Genomic DNA, 19320 nt, shown 5'->3' on the forward strand with positions numbered 1-19320 from the left:
TAAGGGGGAAGAGAAGAATGACCAATACGATAAAAACCTGGCTTTTAATGGGTGTGTTAACCGTTTTGCTGGTTTTACTTGGCAGAGTTATTGGTGGGACGACCGGAGCATTTACGTTTTTCCTGATAGCTCTGGCCATGAACTTTATTAGCTATTACTTCAGCGATACCCTGGTAATAAAAATGACCGGTTCTTATCCGGTAAGTGAGGCGGAGGCGCCGGAGTTGTACTCAATTGTGAGAAATCTATCCTTAAAAGCCGGCATTCCCATGCCCAAAATTTATATTACCCCGTCGCCCCAGCCCAATGCTTTTGCCACCGGGCGTAATCCTGAACACGCAGCGGTAGCGGTAACCGAAGGACTTTTAAATCTTCTAAACCGGCAGGAGATTGAAGGGGTGCTGGCCCACGAGATAGCTCATATTAAAAACCGGGATATTCTGATAGGAACCATTGCGGCGGCTATGGCCGGAGCTATTTCCATGCTGGCGGATGTTTTTCGCTGGGGGTTGTTTTTTGGCGGTGGTCGCGATGATGATAATAATCCCGGAGGGCTTATAGCCGATCTTATCTTGCTGATTTTAGCTCCGATTGCGGCTTTACTGGTGCAGCTTGCGATTTCCCGTTCCCGGGAGTATTTGGCCGATGAAACGGGGGCAAAGCTTGCGGGGTCACCGGTGGGCCTTGCGGAGGCTTTAAAGAAGCTCCATGCTTACAGCTTGCGGATACCGATGGAAGTGTCTCCAGCCGCATCGCATATGTTTATCGTAAACCCCTTGAACGGACGGGCCTTAATGGCGCTTTTCTCTACCCATCCACCCATTGAAGACCGGATTGAAAGGCTTTATGCTATGAGGTGGTAGTTTAAAATTGCAGGTACGGTTGGAAACCGTACCTGCATTTAATTTTATTCCTGACTGCGAAATAAGGAGAATTCTCAGACAACAAGGGGAAAACAGGATTAAATCTAAAATGGCGTGGATAAAATAAGTAAAGGTGATTTAAATGATTGAAAGGATATCTTTTCTTGTAAAAAAGGCTCCGAAGTATGCTAAACTTGCTTGGCGCTTAGCGCGCCACCCGGAGCTTACCCTTAAGGAGAAGTCGATTTTGGCTGGGGGGCTATTATACTGGGCATCGCCCGCTGATTTTATTCCGGGGGTTATTCCAGCTTTAGGGCAGCTTGATGATTTAATCGTTGCTTTATCTTCCCTAAACTATGCCTTAAAAAAGCTGCCGCCGGATATCCGAAGACAGGAACTTTTGGCTGTGGGTTTGGAAGAAGAAGAAATTGAAGACGATATCCGCTATTTAAAAGCAGTGGCCCGGGAGATTGCCGAACAAACTCTGAATTTTTCCGCAAAAACCCTGGGCTTTGCCGGAAGGCAGGCAACAAAGTTAATGATCAAAGGAACGGGTTTTCTGTTGCGAAAGCTAATAAAATGGAGCCAAGGCTGACCTTTTTGGGCCAGCCTTATTCTTTTTCCACAAGGCTAATAGCTCCTGTAGAACAAAAAGGCAGACACTTACCACAGCCGGTACATAAGTCCTGATTAACCGTAACCGGTTTGCCAAAGCCGGGGAAATCGTATTCTGCCGGCTCCTGTTCAATAGCCCCAAAGGGGCAGACCACAACTAAAATACAAGCCGGGGCTTGATCGCAGAGAGTCGGGTCAACTACAGCAACTTTTTTCGCCATGATAACCTCCTTGGCTTATGCTTATAATAGTATTTACGAAAGAGATTTGGAAATATCTTAAAAAAGTTTTAGCTTTTAGTCAAGAAAAATTTATTTGTGGTATAATGGTCAAAAAACCGGGGGGTTTATTGTGGAAAAAGCTTTAGTGGCTTTTTTAGTTGAAAACCTGAAAAAATTTCCCTACCAAAAAGAAGAGTTTTTAGCCCTCCTGAAAACCCGCGGGATTGAGGCTGTTGATATTATAAGCCAAAGGCTTGAGCATCCGGTTCCTGCCACTTATTTTGGCTACGGGAAGGTGCAGGAAATAGGAGAACTCTTAAAAAAACACAATTTAAATTTGCTGGCGGTGGGGGGAGATTTAACACCTACCCAGGCCAAAAACCTGGAAGAAATTCTCGAAGTTACGGTGGTGGATCGTACCCAGATTATCCTGGAAATTTTTGCCGAGCATGCCCACACCCATGAGGGGAAAATTCAGGTGGAGTTGGCCCGGCTTATGTATAACCTTCCCCGGATTACCGGGCTCGGACGGGTTTTGTCCCGCCTTGGGGGCGGAATTGGTACCCGGGGTCCCGGAGAGACCAAATTGGAGGTTCTGCGGCGGACTATTCGGAAAAGGATTGCCGAGTTGCGCCGGGAATTAAAAGAAATTGAACAAAACCGGGAAGTCAAAAGGTCCCGGCGGCTGGAGGCGGGAGTGCCAATTGTAGTCCTGGTGGGGTATACCAATGCGGGTAAATCTACTTTACTTAATGCCCTTACCGGGGCGGGAGTGCTGGCGGAAGATAAGCTCTTTGCCACTCTTGATCCTACGGTTAGAAAACTAACCTTGCCTGGAGGACAGAAGCTTCTTTTAATTGATACGGTAGGTTTTATTGAAAATATGCCACCCCTGATTAAAGAAGCGTTTAAATCGACTCTGGAGGTAGTGCATGAAGCAGAGTTAATTTTGCATGTGGTGGATGGGGCAAACCCATACCGGGAAGAGCAGGAAGCGGTGGTTGAAAAAATTCTAACGGAAATGAAAGTAAGAGTGCCGGTAATTACCGTTTATAATAAAGCGGATCTTTTGCCGGAACCGGTTTTGTTTTTGGGTAAAAGGGCGGTTGCGATTTCTGCCCGTACCGGCTATAACATGGAGCTACTTTTAAAATTAATAGAGGAAAACTTATTCTGGCAGGAAGTTACGGTAAAAGCGGTTTTGCCCTTTGCCCAGGCTTTTAAAATTGGGGATTTAAAAGAAAACTTAAAGCTTATAAATTTAGAGTATTTACCGGAAGGAATTGAGGTTACCGTTGCCGGTCCCCGGGAAAGGATAGCGAGGTACTTAGGAAGGGAAAAGCTGGAGGAGAGCAATGGCGAAAAGCCGGTATGAAGTTAACGAAAGAGTATTTTGGCTGATTTACGGCATGGCGCAAAAGAATATTTATTTAGACAAGGTTATGGTCTTTTTTTCCCGCGGGGGAATTTATTTTTACTGGCTAATTATGCTGTACTTGTTTTTTACGGGAGATTTAAAGGTTAAGTTTTATCTTTTTAAAACCGGTGTGGTGGGGTTAATTGCCGTATATTTGGCAAAATATTTGGGCAGGCGCTATTATTTTCCCAGGCCTTTTGTCGAAAAAGGGATTAAACCGTTATACCCCCATGCCGCTGACAGTTCCTTTCCTTCCGACCATATAACCGGAGCGGTGGCCCTAACGATGGGGATTTGGGAAGTGGCGAAGGTGGCGGGAGTTATAGCCCTGGCATATGTAGTGTTTTTGATGATTTCAAGGGTCTACGTTGGCCACCATTATTTTCGGGATGTGCTAGCCGGGGCCTTTTTGGGAGGAATTGTTTATTACCTTTTGCATTTTGTTTTTCGTTTGCTTATTGACATTTTCGTATAATTTTGCATAAAATATTCTCCAAATACATGGCAAATAGGGAAAAGGCGATGCGAAGAAAAACCGGTACTTTTTCCTGTTAAAGAGAGCCGGGGCAGGTGAAAGCCGGTACAGGGAAGGCCGGGGGCCGTCTTCAAGTTGGAAAGCTGAAGTAGCAGTAAGCTTTCCCGGGAGACCGTTATCCGAACGAAGGGGGCAGGAGTTTTCCTGCCAAGTTGGGTGGTACCGCGAGGATAGACCCTCGTCCCAATTGGGGACGGGGGTTTTAATATTTTAGGGACAAGGAGGAAGGGAGAATGGAAAGGGAGATTTTACAGCTACTTCACGAAAATGCCAAGCTTACGCCCAAGCAAATTGCCACGATGCTGGGGGTGACGGAAAAGGAAGTCAGGGCCAAAATTAAAGAGCTGGAAGAAAGAAAGGCCATTATTAAATACCATACCCTGATAAACTGGGAGAAAACCGATTACGAGCCGGTAATGGCTTTAATTGAGGTAAAGGTAACTCCCCAGCGGGAAGTGGGATTTGACGGAATTGCCAGGAGGATATATCAGTTTGCTGAAGTTAAAGATGTTTACCTGATGTCCGGGGATTATGATTTGGCGGTGATGGTAGAAGGGAGTTCGATGAAAGAAGTGGCTTTATTTGTTGCTTTAAAGCTTTCTACCATTGAAGGAGTGCAAAGCTGTGCTACCCACTTTATTTTAAAAACCTACAAGCATGAAGGAGTTATTTTGGACGATGAGGAGGAAGATAGAAGGCTGGTGATAACGCCGTGAACCTTGAAGAAAAAATAAACCCGGTTTTACGGCAGATACCCCCTTCGGGGATCAGAAAATTTTTTGACCTGGTGGCCAATACCAAAGGCGTTATCTCCCTCGGGGTAGGGGAACCGGATTTTGTTACGCCCTGGTATATCCGGGAAGAGGGGATTTATTCCCTGGAAAAGGGCTACACCATGTACACATCCAATCAGGGGCTTTTAGAACTGCGGGAAGAAATTAGCCGCTACCTCTTACGGCTTACGGGGGTAGCTTATGACCCAGTCCAGGAAGTTTTGGTGACCGTTGGGGTCAGCGAAGGGGTCGATTTAGCCCTGAGGGCTCTTGTCTCTCCCGGGGATGAGGTGCTTATTCCCGAGCCCTCCTATGTTTCTTACGGGCCAACGACGATGCTGGCGGGAGGGAAGCCGGTTTACATCCGGACGCGGCCGGAAAACGGCTTTAAATTAACGCCGGAGCTTTTAGAAGAAGCAATAACCCCGAAGTCGAAAATCTTGCTTCTCTGTTATCCCAATAACCCGACCGGAGCGGTGATGACCGCCGATGACCTGGCCAAACTCCTGCCGGTTATTGCCGAACACGACCTTCTCGTAATTTCCGATGAAATTTATGCGGAACTTACTTATGAAGGGAAGCACACTTCTATTGCTTCTTTTCCGGGAATGAAAGAGCGTACGGTGATTTTAAATGGCTTTTCCAAAGCTTTCGCCATGACCGGCTGGCGGCTTGGTTATGCGGCCGGACCTAAAGAAATCATAGCGGCGATGACCAAAATACACCAGTATACCATGCTTTGCGCTCCGATTACGGCGCAAAAAGCAGCGATAGAAGCTTTGAAAAATCAAAACGGTGCGGTAAAAAAGATGGTGGAAGAGTATAATTACCGGAGAAGAATTTTGGTGGAAGCTTTTAGCGAAATGGGGCTCTGGCTTTTTGAACCTAAAGGAGCCTTTTATGCTTTCCCGGATATTTCGGCAACCGGCTTATCCAGTGAAGAGTTTGCCGAAAGGCTTTTATTTGAAGAAAAGGTAGCGGTGGTACCCGGGTCGGCTTTTGGACCTTCTGGAGAGGGCTTTATCCGGATTTCCTATGCTACCGCCCGGAAAGATTTAATTGAGGCTTTAAAGAGAATAAAAAGATTTGTGCGGAAAAAATCTTTAAAAAAGCAGTAAAAACCCCTTTGACGGGTTTTTTCTTTTTTACCCTAAAAATTACCTTGCAAATTAGCGCTTTTGGCATTAAAATGTTATTCGAGATACGTATTATACGAAAGGTGAATAATTATGGAGGAGCTTTTACATCGGCTGGCAGCGGTTTTTAAATTTAAAGAAGAATGGCAATTAGAAAAAACCGGCCTTAGCAGTCAGGAACTGTTTGTGCTGGAACATTTGCAGGAAGGGGAAAAATTTCGTTTTGGCCAGTTTGCCCGGAAATTTGGTTTAAAACCTTCTACTTTAACCGGAATTATCGACCGTTTGGAGCAAAAGGGTCTGGTGATGCGGAAAAGGGATGAGAAGGACCGGAAGGCCGTTTATTTGGTATTGACCGATAAGGGCCGAGAACTGGTAGCCGAACATTTCCAGGAAGACCGGGAATTTTATCAAGCATTGCTAAAAAATTTAACAAACCGGGAAAAACAGCAGTTTCTCGATTTGTTAACCAAAATCTTGCCCGCTGATTTAGGTGAACTGCTGCCGGGAGGTGAGGAAAAATGAGTATTATTGTCGTGGATAACGTAAAACTAAACGGTAGTGATGGGCAAGTGATCTTGGATGGTATTACTTTTACTGTGGAGGAAGGGGATTTTCTCGGGGTATTAGGACCTTCCGGGGCGGGGAAAAGTAGCCTTTTTAGGTTATTAAACCGCCTTTTATCGCCCACCTCCGGAGAGATTTACTACCGGGGAAAGAATATCAAAGAGTACGATCCGATCAAACTTCGCCGGGAAATTGGATATGTTTTGCAAAGACCTTATCTTTTTGGTCAAAAAGTTTTGGAGGATTTAACCTATCCCTTTCGCTTAAGGCAGGAAAAGCCGGACATGGAATTAATTTACAAATATTTAGCTCAAGCCAATTTAAAAGAAGAAATCCTTGCCAAAAAACCCACCGAATTATCCGGAGGAGAAGCCCAAAGGATTTCCTTAATTAGAACGCTTCTGGTAAAGCCCAGAGTTTTACTTTTAGACGAAGTTACGTCGGCTCTAGATACCGAAAACACCCGGGCAATTTTAGACCTCATTTTAAAGGAAAAAGAGGAAAAAAACCTTACAGTGTTAGCGATTACCCATAATCTTGAGGCGTTTAACTTTACAAAGGTGCTGTACCTTGATGCTGGAAAGGTAAAATATTTTGGGGAGGGAAAAATTTGAGCAACTGGTCGCTTCTTTTAAGCTTTAGTTTGGTTATTCTGGCAATGCTTGTTTCCAAAAAAGAGAAGCTTTTGTTAGAAAAAGATCTTTTAATGGGAAGTATCCGGGCGGTGGTGCAGTTGGTAGCGGTAGGATATATCTTAAAATTTATCTTTGCCCGGAATAATTTCTGGTTTACTACGGCCCTTTTACTGGTGATGGTTTTAAATGCGGCTTACATAGCCGGTAAAAGGGGTGAAGGGATTAAAAATAGCCATCTTATCTCCTTTGGGGCAATCGTGATGGGACTCATCATTACCCTGGGGGCTCTGATTGCTTTTCGGGCTATTTCCTATAAGCCCAGCCAGGCCATTCCGGTAAGCGGAATGATTGTGGGAAATGCGATGGTGGCGGTGGGACTGGTGTTTCGAAGCTTAAAACAAACTTTTCGCGACCGGCGGGAAGAGGTAGAGGTAAAATTAAGCCTGGGTGCTCCTCCCCGGGAAGCGGCTTTTTCCCTTATCCGCGAAAGTATTAAAACGGCAATGCTTCCCACCGTAGACCAGATGAAAACTCTGGGAATCGTTCAGCTGCCGGGAATGATGACCGGTTTAATCTTAGCCGGGGCGAATCCGCTTATGGCGATTAAATACCAGATTATGGTGGCGTTTATGCTGGCAGGGGCGGTAACGGTGGCGGCTTATGTGGCAAGCTATTTTGCTTACCGGGGATTTTTTAATGAAGATTTCCAGATCGTAAGTTAAAGCCCTAAAATTTCGACAAAAAATTATCAATTTTGACAGAAAAATTTATAGAAAATAATTTTAAAATAGTTTAAAATAGTAAGAAATTTAACTAAATATTTTAAGGACGGGAGGATGGACAGGATGGTTAAGTTCTGGTTTTTGGGAATTTTTGTGTTTATTATGCTTGTTTCAGGATTTTTTGGGTTCAAGAAAACGAAAACGGTGGATGATTTCATCTTAGGAGGCCGCAAGGTGGGTCCGTGGCTGTCGGCGTTTGCTTATGGCACGACCTACTTTTCTGCGGTTCTTTTTATTGGTTACGCCGGCAAAGTGGGCTTTAGCTTTGGGCTTCCGGCCCTCTGGATTGCTTTTGGTAATGCGGTAATAGGAAGTTTTCTTGCCTGGAAGATATTAGCAAAACCTACCCGGCACATGACCCAGCAGTTGAATGCTCGGACAATGCCGGAGTTTTTAGCAAAAAGGTATGATTTTCCCCTTTACAAGCCTCTGGCTGCTTTAATCATTTTCATTTTTCTCGTACCCTACTCGGCGTCGGTATACATGGGCCTTAGTTACCTGTTTGAAGCGGTGTTTGGCTTGCCCTATCTTTTTGCCCTTCTATTAATGGCCGGACTGACCGCAATCTATCTTTTACTGGGAGGTTATTTTGCCGTAGCTCTTACCGACTTTATCCAGGGAACAATTATGCTGTTAGGTGTTTTTCTCATGGTGGGGTACCTGGTAAATACGCCGGAAGTGGGGGGAATCAGCAGCGTTGCTTTTAAGCTTTCCCAGATTAATCCGGACTTTACTTCCCTCTGGGGTGGGCAGGGCTTCAGCTCTCTCATGTTTTTAATGCTTTTAACCAGCTTCGGGAGCTGGGGTTTACCGCAAATGGTACAAAAATTTTACGCGATAAGGGATGAAAAGGCAATAACACCGGCTACCTGGGTATCGACCATCTTTGCTTTAGTTATTGCCGGGGGAGCGTATTTTACCGGAGCTTTAACGCCTTTATTTTTTAAATCCCTGCCGGTAGATCCGGCAACAGGCAAACCTACCCCCGACCTTTTAGTTCCCCAGTTAATTGCCCAGCACCTGCCGGAATGGGTGGCGGCGTTGATTTTATTATTGGTTTTATCGGCATCGATGTCTACTTTGTCTTCCCTGGTGCTGGTTTCAAGCTCGGCGGTAGCAGTAGATCTTTTGGGAGATACGGGCTTACTCAAAGATAAAAGTGGTCGCCAGATTTTAGTGTTACGTATCTTAACGATAGTGTTTATTGCGTTTTCAGTGGTTATTGCCCTTTTAAAACCGGCTATTATTTTATCGTTAATGGCCATATCCTGGGGAGCCGTGGCGGGAAGCTTTTTGGCTCCGTATTTCTTCGGTTTATTTTTCCGGAGAGCAAATGCGGTGGGCGCCCTGGCGGGAACCTTTACCGGCTTATTAACGGTGGTAACTTTAGCGGTAAAGCACGGCTTTGATGCCAAGGTTCTGCCGGTAGCCGGGGTTTACGGCATTTTCTTACCCTTTGTGATTGTACCTCTGGTAAGTTTACTGGTGCCGCTAAAGGAAAGCAAGACGGTGAAACTTTTATTTGAAGAATAGCGGGATGGAAGGGGAGGAGAACTTTGGGGTTTATCTGGAACAGAGAAAGAGAATGCATGTCCAGGAAGGACCTGGAAGAACTCCAGCTTGCGCGATTGAAGGCCCAGGTGAAAAGAGCTTATGAAAAAGTCCCCTTTTATCGCGAGAAATTAGAAAAGGCCGGGATTTATCCCGAAAAGATAAAGACGTTAAAGGATGTGCGGTATCTACCGGTAACGACCAAGGATGATCTCAGGGATAATTATCCCTTTGGTTTGTTTGCCGAGCCCAAGAAAAATTTGGTGCGGCTTCACGCTTCCAGCGGCACCACCGGTCGTCCTACGGTGGTGGGCTATACCCGGGGGGATCTGGAAGTCTGGGCTGAGGTGGTGGCCCGGATTGTAACCATGGCCGGTGTTACCGACGAAGATACCGCCCAGATTGCCTTTGGCTACGGCCTTTTTACGGGAGCTTTTGGGCTTCACTATGGGCTAGAAAAAGTGGGGGCGCTGGTGGTGCCCATTTCGGTGGGGAATTCCCGCCGGCAGATTCAGCTAATGCGTGATTTCGGTACCACCGCTTTAATTTGCACTCCCTCTTATTCTTTGCATCTGGCGGAAACTGCCCGGGAACTGGGGATAGAGCCCAGGAGCTTGGGGCTTAAGTGGGGACTTTTTGGTTCGGAGCCCTGGACGGAAGAAATGCGGGCGGAAATTGAAAAGCAGTGGGGAATTGTGGCAACGGACAATTATGGCTTGTCGGAAATTATCGGACCCGGAGTTTCGGGGGAGTGTTTGGAGCGGGAAGGACTTCACATTAACGAGGATCATTTTTTAGTAGAAGTGGTGGACCCGGAAACCCTGGAGCCCAAAGAACCGGGAGAAGAAGGGGAGTTAATCATTACCCCTTTAACCAAAGAAGCTCTGCCCCTTTTGCGCTACCGTACCCGGGACATCAGTAAAATTAATCCCGAGCCCTGCCGCTGTGGCCGGACTACCACCCGGATGCAGCGGGTAAAAGGAAGAACCGATGATATGTTAATTATCCGGGGGGTCAATGTTTTTCCCTCGCAAATTGAAAGCGTCCTAATGGAAATTGAAGGCACAGCTCCCCATTATCAGCTCATAGTTTCCAAACGGGGATATCTGGACGAGTTAGAAGTTCAGGTGGAAATTGAAGAAAAGTTCTTTACCGGAAAGTTTAAAGACTTAGAAAAATTAACCCGCACTATAGAAGAACGTCTTGCTTCAACTCTGCAAATTTCCGCCAAGGTAAAGCTTTTGGAACCAAGGTCCCTGGAGCGCTCCGAAGGTAAAGCCAAACGAGTAATAGATTTAAGGAATAGCGGAGAAAGGGGATAGGGAATGGCCAAGTTAATGACCGGAAACGAAGCGATTGCCCGGGGTGCTTTTGAAGCGGGGGTAAAAATTGGGGTGGGCTATCCCGGTACTCCCAGTACGGAGATTTTGGAGAATTTTGCCAGATACCCGGGGGTCTATGCCCAGTGGTCGCCCAATGAGAAAGTGGCTTTAGAGGTGGGGATTGGAGCTTCCCTTGCCGGAGCTCGAACCCTGGTGACCATGAAACATGTTGGGGTGAACGTGGCAGCGGATACGCTTTTAACCTTGAGCTATACCGGTGTAAATGCGGGGCTGGTGCTGGTATCCGCCGATGATCCCGGACTGCACAGTTCCCAGAACGAACAGGATAACCGCTATTACGGTAAACTGGCTAAAATACCGGTATTGGAACCCTCGGACAGTGAAGAGGCCCGCAAGTTTGTGAAACTTGCCTATGAATTAAGTGAAGAGTTTGATACACCGGTTATTTTAAGGACAACCACCCGGATTGCCCATACCCATACGTTAGTGATTGAGGAGGAACCCCGGGAGGTAAGCTTAAAGCCGTACGTTAAAAACCCGCAAAAGTACGTGATGGTTCCGGGAAATGCCCGGTTGCGCCATCAGGTGGTGGAGGAGCGACGGCAGAAGCTTTTGGAATATGCCGAAATTACTCCGTTAAACCGGATAGAAGAGGGAACGGGGGATGTGGGTTTTATTACGTCGGGAATAAGCTACCAGTATGTTAAAGAAGCTTTTCCCGGCTCTCCGGTTTTAAAGCTCGGACTTACCTGGCCGCTTCCGGAAAAACTTATTTTAAAATTTGCCGAAAAGGTTAAAACCATCATAGTGGTGGAAGAATTGGAACCGTATATAGAAGAACACGTGCGTGCCCTGGGGTTAAAAGTCGTGGGCAAGGAAATTATCCCCCGTACCGGTGAGTTAAACCACTATATTGTGCAAAGGGCGGTTTTAAAATATCTAGGAGAGGAAATAGCCGATTCCCTTGAGAATTTAGATTTACCCCAGAGGCCGCCGGTAATGTGTCCGGGCTGTCCGCACCGGCCGGTGTTTTATATTTTAAGTGAACTTAAACTTACGGTAACCGGTGATATCGGCTGCTACACCTTAGGGGTAATGCCGCCTTTAGGGGCAATTGATACTACCGTTTGCATGGGAGCGGGCATCGGAATGGCTTTAGGAATGGAAAAAGCCAATCCGGATTTTTCCGGGAAAACGGTAGCGGTTATTGGCGATTCAACTTTTTTACATTCGGGGATTACACCTTTAATCGATATGGTATATAATGGAGGCAAAGGGACTATATTAATACTGGATAACCGCACCACGGCAATGACCGGCCACCAGCCCCACCCGGCAACGGGTAAAACCTTAATGGGAGAACCGGCACCTCAGGTGGATTTTGAGGCGTTGGCCAGGGCGTTAGGGGTAAAGCGGGTTACGACCGTTGATCCCTTTGATCTGCAGCAACTGAGAGCGGTTATAACCGAGGAAGTAGCGGCCGGAGAGGTATCGGTAGTGGTGGTGCGGCGGGAATGTGCGCTGTTGCCCAATCAAACCCGGGAGCCCCTAACGGTAATTTCTGAAAAATGTACCGGTTGCCAGCGCTGCTTGAAGTTAGGCTGCCCGGCAATTGCCATTAAAGATAAGAAAGCTTCTATTGACCCGCTTTTATGTAACGGTTGCGGGGTATGTGCCCAGGTTTGTAAATTTTCGGCCATAATAAAGGGTGGTGATTCCCTTGGATAAAAATATTTTACTGGCCGGAGTTGGCGGGCAGGGGACTATTCTGGCAAGTAAAATTATTGCCGGGGTAGCGGAAAAGGCTGGACTTGATGTTAAAGTAGCCGAAGTCCACGGGATGGCCCAGCGGGGAGGAGCGGTGGTCACGTATCTTCGCTTTGGCAAGAAGGTAAATTCCCCGTTAATTGCTCATAGAGAAGCGGACTTTCTTTTGGCGTTTGAAAAGTTAGAGGCATTAAGATGGCTTTCTTACTTAAAGCCGGAAGGCCTGGCGTTGGTCAACGACATGGAAATTTATCCTCTGCCGGTACTGACCGGTAAAGCTTCTTATCCGGATTTTCGGGAAAGGGCTCAAGGAGTAAATTTTAACTTGATTCCTGCCCGGGAAATTGCGAAGTCACGTAACAATCCCCGGGGAATTAACATGGTTCTTTTAGGATTTTTAGCAAAGAGGCTTACTTTTCCTAAAGAAGCCTGGCTTCAGGAAATCCAAAAGCGCTCTGGAAAGTTTTCGGAAGCTAATATTGCCTGTTTTCAAGCAGGATTTACTTATGGAGCATAGGAAAGAGGGTTTTTCTACCTTCTTTCCTTATTTATTTTTAAAACTATTTTATTCCAAGGAGGAATGCCAAAGTGAAAAAGGAAGTTTTAATTACCATTAGGGGAAGCCAGAGAAATGAGTGGGGGGAAGAAGACACCATTGAGCTTACGACCTTGGGGTATCTTTACAAAAAACCCGACTGCTACTATTTGGTGTACCATGAGTCGGAGGTTTCCGGGATGGAAGGCACTACCACCACCATTAAAATAGAACCATCCCGGGTTACCTTAAACCGAATGGGGAAAAATGAACAGAAGTCGGTGTTTGAGCAGGGTGTTTTCCACGAGTGCATGTATATTACTCCCTTTGGCATGATGAGTTTGGCGGTCCATCCTTCGGAAGTATTTATAGACTTGACAGAAATGGGTGGGACGATTAAGCTTTTATATGAATTAAATTTAGAGCGGCAAAAGGTTTCCGACAACTTTTTGTCCATCGAGGTCAAGGAGGCTTGAAAGTGGAGTATCTTTTACAGAGAATTACGGGGGAGATTGCCGGCAGCTTAAGAAGAGCAGCGGTAAAGGCGGGATATTTGGATGCCGAGGACGAGTTAGCCTTTGAACTGGAAAAACCCAAAGAAAAAGCCCACGGTGATTTAGCCACTAACTTAGCAATGCTTCTTACCAAAAAGGCGCGGAAAAATCCGCGGGAAATCGCAGCGACCTTGTTAGAATACTTAGAGATTCCTGCGGTAGTGGAACGGGTGGAGATTGCCGGTCCGGGATTTATAAACTTTTACTTTAAAAAAGATTGGGTCGTTGCCGTAATTCCGGAAATTTTAAGCTTTGGGGAGAAGTACGGACGCTTGTCTATAGGAGCGGGGAAGAGAGTTCAGGTAGAGTTTGTTTCGGCTAACCCCACAGGCCTTCTTCATATGGGTAACGGCCGGGGAGCTGCTCTGGGGGATATCCTTGCCAATATTTTAACGGAAGCGGGTTATGAAGTATCGCGGGAGTATTACATTAACGATGCGGGCAATCAAATTGAAAACTTTAACAAATCGGTGGAGGCCCGGTATTTAGAGCTATTAGGGTATAAGGTGGAATTTCCCGAAGAAGGATACCACGGAGAAGATATTATTGATACAGCGCGCAATATCGTTGCCCGGTTTGGGGACCGTTTTATTCATCTTCCCGAAAAAGAAAGGCAGGAAGCTTTGGGGAAGATTGCTCTGGAAGAAAAGTTACAGTCCATAAAGAAATCTTTGGAAAATTTCGGGGTAAAGTATGATGTCTGGTTTTCCGAAAGATCGCTCCATGAATCCGGTGAAGTAGAAAAAACTGTAAAACTTTTACTGGAGCGGGGTTATTTGTACGAAAAGGATGGAGCTCTCTGGTTTGCTGCGTCGAAATTAGGCGAAGAAAAAGATGAAGTGCTGGTCAGAAAAAATGGTGTGCCGACGTATTATGCGGCGGATATTGCTTACCACAAAAATAAGTTTGACCGGGGCTTTGATCTGGTAATTAACATCTGGGGGGCTGACCATCACGGCCATGTAAGCCGGATGAAAACTGCCCTTAAAGCGTTAGGCTATGATCCGGAACGGCTTATTGTTATCTTAATGCAGTTAGTCCGACTCTTCCAGGGCGGGGAACTGGTGCGGATGTCCAAAAGAACCGGGCAATACATTACGTTAGATGAGCTGGTGGAAGAAGTGGGGGTTGATGCTGCGCGCTACTTCTTTGTCATGCGCAGCCACGATGCCCACCTGGATTTTGACCTGGATTTGGCCAAAGAGAAATCCAACGAAAACCCGGTTTACTATATTCAATATGCCCATGCCCGGATAATGAGTCTTTACCGGCAGTGTAACGAGCAGGGAGTTACTTTACCTCCGGTGGAGGATGTGGATTTAGCAATTCTAAGTAGTGAGGCGGAATTAAACCTTTTACGCCATCTGGCCGAGTTTCCGGTGGAAATAGAAAAATGTGCTACTGCCTTAGCCCCTCATCACCTGGCAAGATACCTCCATGAACTGGCCGGGTATTTCCACACCTTTTACAATAGCTGCCGGGTTTTAGGGGTAGAGGAAAACTTAAGTAAAGCCCGGTTGCTATTAGTTGAAGCAACCCGGATCGTGCTTAGAAAAGGATTAAAAATGCTGGGCGTTTCAGCTCCGGAGAAAATGTAACTTTTAGCTTGACTTTGGCTCTTTTGGCCGTATAGAATGGAAAAAGTGATTATTTGGTAGTATTGGGAGGATTAAGATGACGAAGTTTATTTTTGTGACCGGAGGAGTAGTTTCGTCACTGGGCAAAGGAATCACTGCAGCATCTTTAGGACGGCTTTTAAAAAGTCGCGGACTTAAAGTAGCAATTCAAAAATTTGACCCGTACATTAACGTTGACCCTGGTACCATGAGTCCGTATCAGCATGGAGAAGTGTTTGTTACCGACGATGGAGCGGAAACCGACCTTGACCTTGGCCATTACGAACGGTTTATCGATATTAATTTAACCAAGAACTCCAACGTCACTACCGGTAAAGTTTACTGGGCGGTAATTAGCAAGGAGCGGCGCGGGGATTATCTCGGTGGTACCGTTCAGGTTATCCCGCACATTACCAATGAAATTAAAGAAAGGATATTGAGGGTAGCTAAAGAAAGCAATCCCGATGTGGTGATAACCGAAATTGGCGGTACGGTTGGGGATATTGAATCCCTACCTTTTTTAGAGGCAATAAGACAGCTAAAAAACGATGTGGGAAAAGACAATGTCCTGTACATTCACGTTACTCTGGTTCCTACTTTAAGGGTAACCGGCGAACTTAAGACCAAACCAACCCAGCACAGCGTCAAGGAATTGCGGAGCATCGGTATTCAACCGGATATAATTGTAGCCCGCTCGGAGCAGCCTTTATCCAGGGAAATCACCGAAAAAATTGCTCTCTTCTGTGACATTGATAAAAATGCCGTAATTCAGGCGGTGGATGCATCTAACATTTACGAGGTTCCTTTAAAGTTAAAAGAAGAAGGTTTGGATGATATTGTTATTAAAAAGCTGGGGCTTACCTGCGGAGAGCCGGATTTGTCGGAGTGGGAACAAATCGTCGAGCGGTATAAAAACCCCAAATTTGAAGTAACTATTGGTATAGTTGGGAAGTACGTATCCCTTCCCGATGCTTATTTAAGCGTGGCCGAAGCTTTACGCCATGCCGGAATTTATCATGAAACCCGGGTTAACATCCGCTGGATTGATTCGGAAATGCTGGAAAAAGAGCCGGTGGAAAAATATTTAAGTAACCTTGATGGAATATTGGTTCCCGGAGGCTTTGGCGACCGGGGAGTTGAAGGAAAAATCAAGGCCATTCAGTATGCCCGGGAAAACAAAGTGCCTTATTTGGGCCTGTGTCTTGGCATGCAGACCGCTGTAATTGAGTTTGCCCGAAATGTGGCAGGCCTTAAAGATGCCAATAGCTCTGAATTCAAACCGGATGGCCCCCATTCGGTAATTGACCTTTTGCCGGAACAAAAAGAAGTGGAACAGTTAGGAGGCACCATGCGTTTGGGATTATATCCGTGTAAGCTTGTTCCGGGAACAAAAGCTCATGCTGCTTACGGAGAAGAAATTATTTACGAACGCCACCGGCACCGGTATGAGTTTAACAATGAGTACCGGGAATTATTAACCGGTTTAGGTCTGGTAATAAGCGGTACTTCTCCCGATGGCCGGCTGGTGGAAATAATAGAACTTTCGGACCATCCGTGGTTTGTGGCAACCCAGTTTCACCCCGAATTTAAATCAAGACCCAATAGACCCCATCCGCTTTTCCGGGAGTTTATCGGGGCAAGTTTAAAAACCAATAAATTGTTTTAGGAGAAAACCGGCTAACAGTTAGCCGGTAATTTTTTTAAAAAAAGTTAAGACAAAATTCGACATACAATGAAGGAAAATAAAAGTTTATGGCGAAATTACAACCTTCAGGAGGCGGAAAAATTGACAAAACCCTCTATTTTAATCGTAGATGATCAGCCGGGTATCATAAAACTTTTAAAAGATGCGTTAGAGTTAAAAGGTTATGTGGTTTATACGGCAGGGAACACCGGTACTGCTAAAGCTTTGGTTTTGGAGAAAAAACCCCTGCTTTTAATTTTAGATGTAAATCTTGGTGGAGAGAATAGCTTTGTCCTGGCAAGACAGATAAAAGATATCCTGCCGGAAGGGAAAATTATCTTTATTACGGCTTACCAGGAAGAGGAGATTTTAAGGCAAATTCGGGAATTAGGAGGAGAAGTCTTAGTTAAACCTTTTTCTTTAGAAGAGTTATACCGAAAGGTGCAGGCGGTAGTTAGTAGTGATGGACGATGGGAGATATTGTCTAATTGTGACACAAGGAATTTTTAAATTTAAGGCGAACTCTTCCCTTAAAGGGGAGGGGTTTTTCTATGGTTGTTTTTCCGGAAAAAGAAGTTACTTTGCGCTGTCCTGCGTGCCAAAAAAATCGGCAGTTAAAAATATCGGTATTTAGCCTGAAAAAAAGGGAAAAAGAAGATTACTTTTGTGCCTGCGGTTTAAAGCTCTTAACGATCAGGCTTTTAAACCTGGAGGAAACGGTTATAAGGTTGTACTTTTATGATGATAGTGAGATAAAAAGCTTTCGCTTAAAAGAGTTTGTAGCTTTAGATTTTTCTTCGGTAACCCCGAAAAATAATGGGCTTAGTTTAAAACCCAGGCGTAGTTACGACCCTCTCAAAGATGAAAACTTTTTAAAAGAGTATTTTGTAGCTCCTGCGGTTATGTATGAATTGTTAAGTCACTTAGAAGGCCTTGACTATCAGGGTAAAATTCAGTGTGAATGTAATAATTTTAAAGGAGAGTTAGAACTTTTTCCCGAGTATTTAATTTTAAGATGCCAGAATTGTCAAAGGGCGAAAATTTTTTGGGCAACTCAGGAAGAAGATGTGCTAAAATTAGGACAGAAGGCTATACTATTAACAACGGTTCCAAAAAAAGAAAAATAATTAAAGGGGGAGATATCTTGGCTTTAGTTACGGTTGCGGAACTTTTAACCAAAGCTTACCGGGAAGGATATGCGGTTGGTGCTTTTAACTGCAACAATATGGAAATTGTGCAAGCAATCGTAGCTGCTGCGGAAGCGGAAAACAGCCCTGTTATTATTCAGGCCAGTCAGGGAGCTATAAAATATGCGGGTATTGATTATATTGCCGCTTTAAGCCATCAGGCGGCCAAAAATGCCAAAGTACCGGTGGCCCTTCATTTAGACCATGGAACCAGTTTAGAACAGGTTATGGCCTGCATCCGGCACGGGTTTACTTCGGTGATGATTGACGGCTCCAAGTATCCTTTTGCGGAAAACGTGGCCATTACCAAGAAAGTAGTGGAGCTGGCCCATGCGGTAGGAGTTTCGGTAGAGGCGGAGCTTGGTAAAATTGGCGGAACCGAGGACGATATTTCGGTGGACGAGCGGGACGCTTTCTTTACCGACCCGGAGGAAGCCCGGGAGTTTGTTGCCCAGACGGGAGTGGATTCTTTGGCGGTAGCTATTGGTACCGCCCATGGCCGCTATAAGGGAGTGCCAAAACTTGATTTTGAAAGATTGGCAAAAATCCGGGAACTTGTACATATTCCTTTGGTGCTTCACGGTTCGTCCGGTGTCCCCGATGAGGATATCAAAAAAGCCATTTCCCTGGGTGTGGCCAAAGTAAATATCGATACCAACATCCGGGAGGCGTTTGTGGGAAAGATGCGGGAAGTTTTAGAGAAAAATCCCGATGAGATTGACCCGCGGAAAATCTTAGGACCTGCAAGAGAAGCAGCTATTGAAATTATCCGGGAGAAAATCAGGGTATTTGGTTCTTCCAATAAAGCCTAAGAGGTGTTGTTATGGAAATTTTCTTAGACACCGCCAATATTGAGGAGATAAAAAAGGGAGCAAGTCTGGGAATTATCTCCGGAGTTACTACCAACCCTTCCTTAATTGCCAGGGAAGGCAGGGACTTAAAAGAAGTAGTAATGGAAATCGTAAGCCTTATTGATGGACCGATTTCCGCCGAGGTTATTAGCCTTGATTATGAAGGGATGGTCAGGGAGGCGGAGGAGTTATCAAAACTTCATCCCAATATTACCATAAAAATTCCCATGACCTGGGATGGTATCCGGGCGGTAAAAACCCTTTCCTCAAAGGGGATTAAAACTAATGTAACTTTGGTTTTTTCGGCAAACCAGGCCCTGCTTGCGGCATTAGCCGGAGCTACTTTTGTCAGCCCCTTTGTGGGAAGGCTTGATGATACCGGGCATGACGGCGTTTATTTAATTGAAGAGATTAAAACTATTTATGAAAATTATAACTTTAAGACCAAAATCATAGCGGCAAGTATCCGGCATCCGTTGCATGTGACCCAGGTAGCTAAAGCCGGGGCGGATATTGCAACGGTACCCTTTAAAGTTTTAACCCAAATGTTTGCCCACCCTCAAACCAAGGAAGGTATTGAAAAGTTTTTAGCCGACTGGCAAGCTATGAAAAAATAAAGGGCGGAAGCTTTTCCGCCCCCTTTTCCCTCGTTTTTTCTCGCCTTTTTCTTTTCCCGGAAGAGCTTACT

The 19320-nt window shown here is 45.5% G+C and carries 21 protein-coding genes and 1 other annotated feature; of the genes, 20 read left to right on the forward strand and 1 reads right to left on the reverse strand.

Translation table 11 applies throughout. The features are described from left to right. Positions 1-17 precede the first annotated feature (17 nt). Positions 18-863, forward strand: a complete 846-nt coding sequence (gene htpX / locus CARFE_RS0103820; protein ID WP_028051802.1) for a zinc metalloprotease HtpX — start codon at positions 18-20, stop codon at positions 861-863. Between the two features lie 142 nt (positions 864-1005). After that, positions 1006-1458, forward strand: a complete 453-nt coding sequence (locus CARFE_RS14195; RefSeq protein WP_034541569.1) for a YkvA family protein — start codon at positions 1006-1008, stop codon at positions 1456-1458. 16 nt (positions 1459-1474) lie between these two features. Here the strand turns inward: CARFE_RS14195 and CARFE_RS0103830 are convergent, their stop codons facing one another. Next, complete coding sequence (locus CARFE_RS0103830) at positions 1475-1699, reverse strand: ATP-binding protein (RefSeq protein ID WP_011343058.1); 225 nt, start codon at positions 1697-1699, stop codon at positions 1475-1477. Positions 1700-1829: 130 nt separating this feature from the next. Here CARFE_RS0103830 and hflX point away from each other — a divergent pair, with 130 nt between their 5' ends. The 18 genes from hflX (at position 1830) to fsa (ending at position 19249) form a co-directional block, all read left to right on the forward strand. Beyond that, the gene (gene hflX, locus CARFE_RS14200) at positions 1830-3074 is read left to right on the forward strand and encodes a GTPase HflX (RefSeq protein ID WP_051250141.1); all 1245 of its coding nucleotides are present in this window, start codon (positions 1830-1832) and stop codon (positions 3072-3074) included. Beyond that, positions 3055-3591, forward strand: coding sequence for a phosphatase PAP2 family protein (locus CARFE_RS14205; RefSeq protein ID WP_051250142.1), 537 nt, complete (start codon positions 3055-3057; stop codon positions 3589-3591). Before hflX ends, CARFE_RS14205 begins: the two co-directional genes overlap by 20 nt. A gap of 38 nt (positions 3592-3629) precedes the next feature. After that, positions 3630-3840: a binding site (T-box leader), on the forward strand. A 44-nt stretch (positions 3841-3884) separates the two neighbouring features. Then, a complete protein-coding gene (locus CARFE_RS0103845) occupies positions 3885-4367 on the forward strand; it encodes an Lrp/AsnC family transcriptional regulator (RefSeq protein WP_028051804.1) in 483 nt (160 codons plus the stop codon). Continuing rightward, the gene (locus CARFE_RS0103850; RefSeq protein WP_028051805.1) at positions 4364-5542 is read left to right on the forward strand and encodes an aminotransferase class I/II-fold pyridoxal phosphate-dependent enzyme; all 1179 of its coding nucleotides are present in this window, start codon (positions 4364-4366) and stop codon (positions 5540-5542) included. Before CARFE_RS0103845 ends, CARFE_RS0103850 begins: the two co-directional genes overlap by 4 nt. Before the next feature lie 111 nt (positions 5543-5653). Then, positions 5654-6085, forward strand: coding sequence for a MarR family winged helix-turn-helix transcriptional regulator (locus CARFE_RS0103855; RefSeq protein WP_028051806.1), 432 nt, complete (start codon positions 5654-5656; stop codon positions 6083-6085). Next, the gene (locus CARFE_RS0103860; protein WP_028051807.1) at positions 6082-6741 is read left to right on the forward strand and encodes an ABC transporter ATP-binding protein; all 660 of its coding nucleotides are present in this window, start codon (positions 6082-6084) and stop codon (positions 6739-6741) included. Before CARFE_RS0103855 ends, CARFE_RS0103860 begins: the two co-directional genes overlap by 4 nt. After that, a complete protein-coding gene (locus tag CARFE_RS0103865) occupies positions 6738-7484 on the forward strand; it encodes an ABC transporter permease (protein ID WP_028051808.1) in 747 nt (248 codons plus the stop codon). The genes CARFE_RS0103860 and CARFE_RS0103865 overlap by 4 nt, the downstream gene beginning before the upstream one ends. Before the next feature lie 123 nt (positions 7485-7607). Beyond that, positions 7608-9077 (forward strand): sodium:solute symporter family transporter, encoded by a 1470-nt coding sequence (locus CARFE_RS0103870; RefSeq protein WP_245570751.1) that lies wholly within the window; start codon positions 7608-7610, stop codon positions 9075-9077. A gap of 23 nt (positions 9078-9100) precedes the next feature. Continuing rightward, positions 9101-10417, forward strand: coding sequence for a phenylacetate--CoA ligase family protein (locus tag CARFE_RS0103875; RefSeq protein ID WP_028051810.1), 1317 nt, complete (start codon positions 9101-9103; stop codon positions 10415-10417). Between the two features lie 3 nt (positions 10418-10420). Further along, entirely contained in the window at positions 10421-12166 is a 1746-nt protein-coding gene (gene iorA / locus CARFE_RS0103880) for an indolepyruvate ferredoxin oxidoreductase subunit alpha (RefSeq protein WP_028051811.1), read from the forward strand. Further along, positions 12150-12722 (forward strand): indolepyruvate oxidoreductase subunit beta, encoded by a 573-nt coding sequence (locus tag CARFE_RS0103885; protein ID WP_456064300.1) that lies wholly within the window; start codon positions 12150-12152, stop codon positions 12720-12722. The genes iorA and CARFE_RS0103885 overlap by 17 nt, the downstream gene beginning before the upstream one ends. 71 nt (positions 12723-12793) lie before the next feature. Next, entirely contained in the window at positions 12794-13216 is a 423-nt protein-coding gene (locus tag CARFE_RS0103890; RefSeq protein ID WP_011343071.1) for a DUF1934 domain-containing protein, read from the forward strand. A gap of 2 nt (positions 13217-13218) precedes the next feature. Continuing rightward, entirely contained in the window at positions 13219-14892 is a 1674-nt protein-coding gene (gene argS, locus CARFE_RS0103895) for an arginine--tRNA ligase (RefSeq protein WP_028051813.1), read from the forward strand. A 76-nt stretch (positions 14893-14968) separates the two neighbouring features. Continuing rightward, a complete protein-coding gene (locus CARFE_RS0103900) occupies positions 14969-16576 on the forward strand; it encodes a CTP synthase (protein ID WP_011343073.1) in 1608 nt (535 codons plus the stop codon). A gap of 120 nt (positions 16577-16696) precedes the next feature. Further along, entirely contained in the window at positions 16697-17104 is a 408-nt protein-coding gene (locus tag CARFE_RS0103905) for a response regulator (RefSeq protein ID WP_028051814.1), read from the forward strand. 41 nt (positions 17105-17145) lie between these two features. Beyond that, the gene (locus tag CARFE_RS15490) at positions 17146-17721 is read left to right on the forward strand and encodes a hypothetical protein (RefSeq protein ID WP_028051815.1); all 576 of its coding nucleotides are present in this window, start codon (positions 17146-17148) and stop codon (positions 17719-17721) included. Between the two features lie 17 nt (positions 17722-17738). After that, positions 17739-18593 carry a class II fructose-1,6-bisphosphate aldolase gene (locus CARFE_RS0103915; RefSeq protein ID WP_011343076.1) on the forward strand — a complete coding sequence of 285 codons (855 nt, stop codon included), beginning with the start codon at positions 17739-17741 and terminating at the stop codon, positions 18591-18593. Between the two features lie 11 nt (positions 18594-18604). Beyond that, the gene (fsa, locus tag CARFE_RS0103920; RefSeq protein ID WP_028051816.1) at positions 18605-19249 is read left to right on the forward strand and encodes a fructose-6-phosphate aldolase; all 645 of its coding nucleotides are present in this window, start codon (positions 18605-18607) and stop codon (positions 19247-19249) included. The last annotated feature ends 71 nt before the right edge of the window (positions 19250-19320 follow it).

Source organism: Carboxydothermus ferrireducens DSM 11255 (genome assembly GCF_000427565.1).
GTDB lineage: Bacteria > Bacillota > Z-2901 > Carboxydothermales > Carboxydothermaceae > Carboxydothermus > Carboxydothermus hydrogenoformans.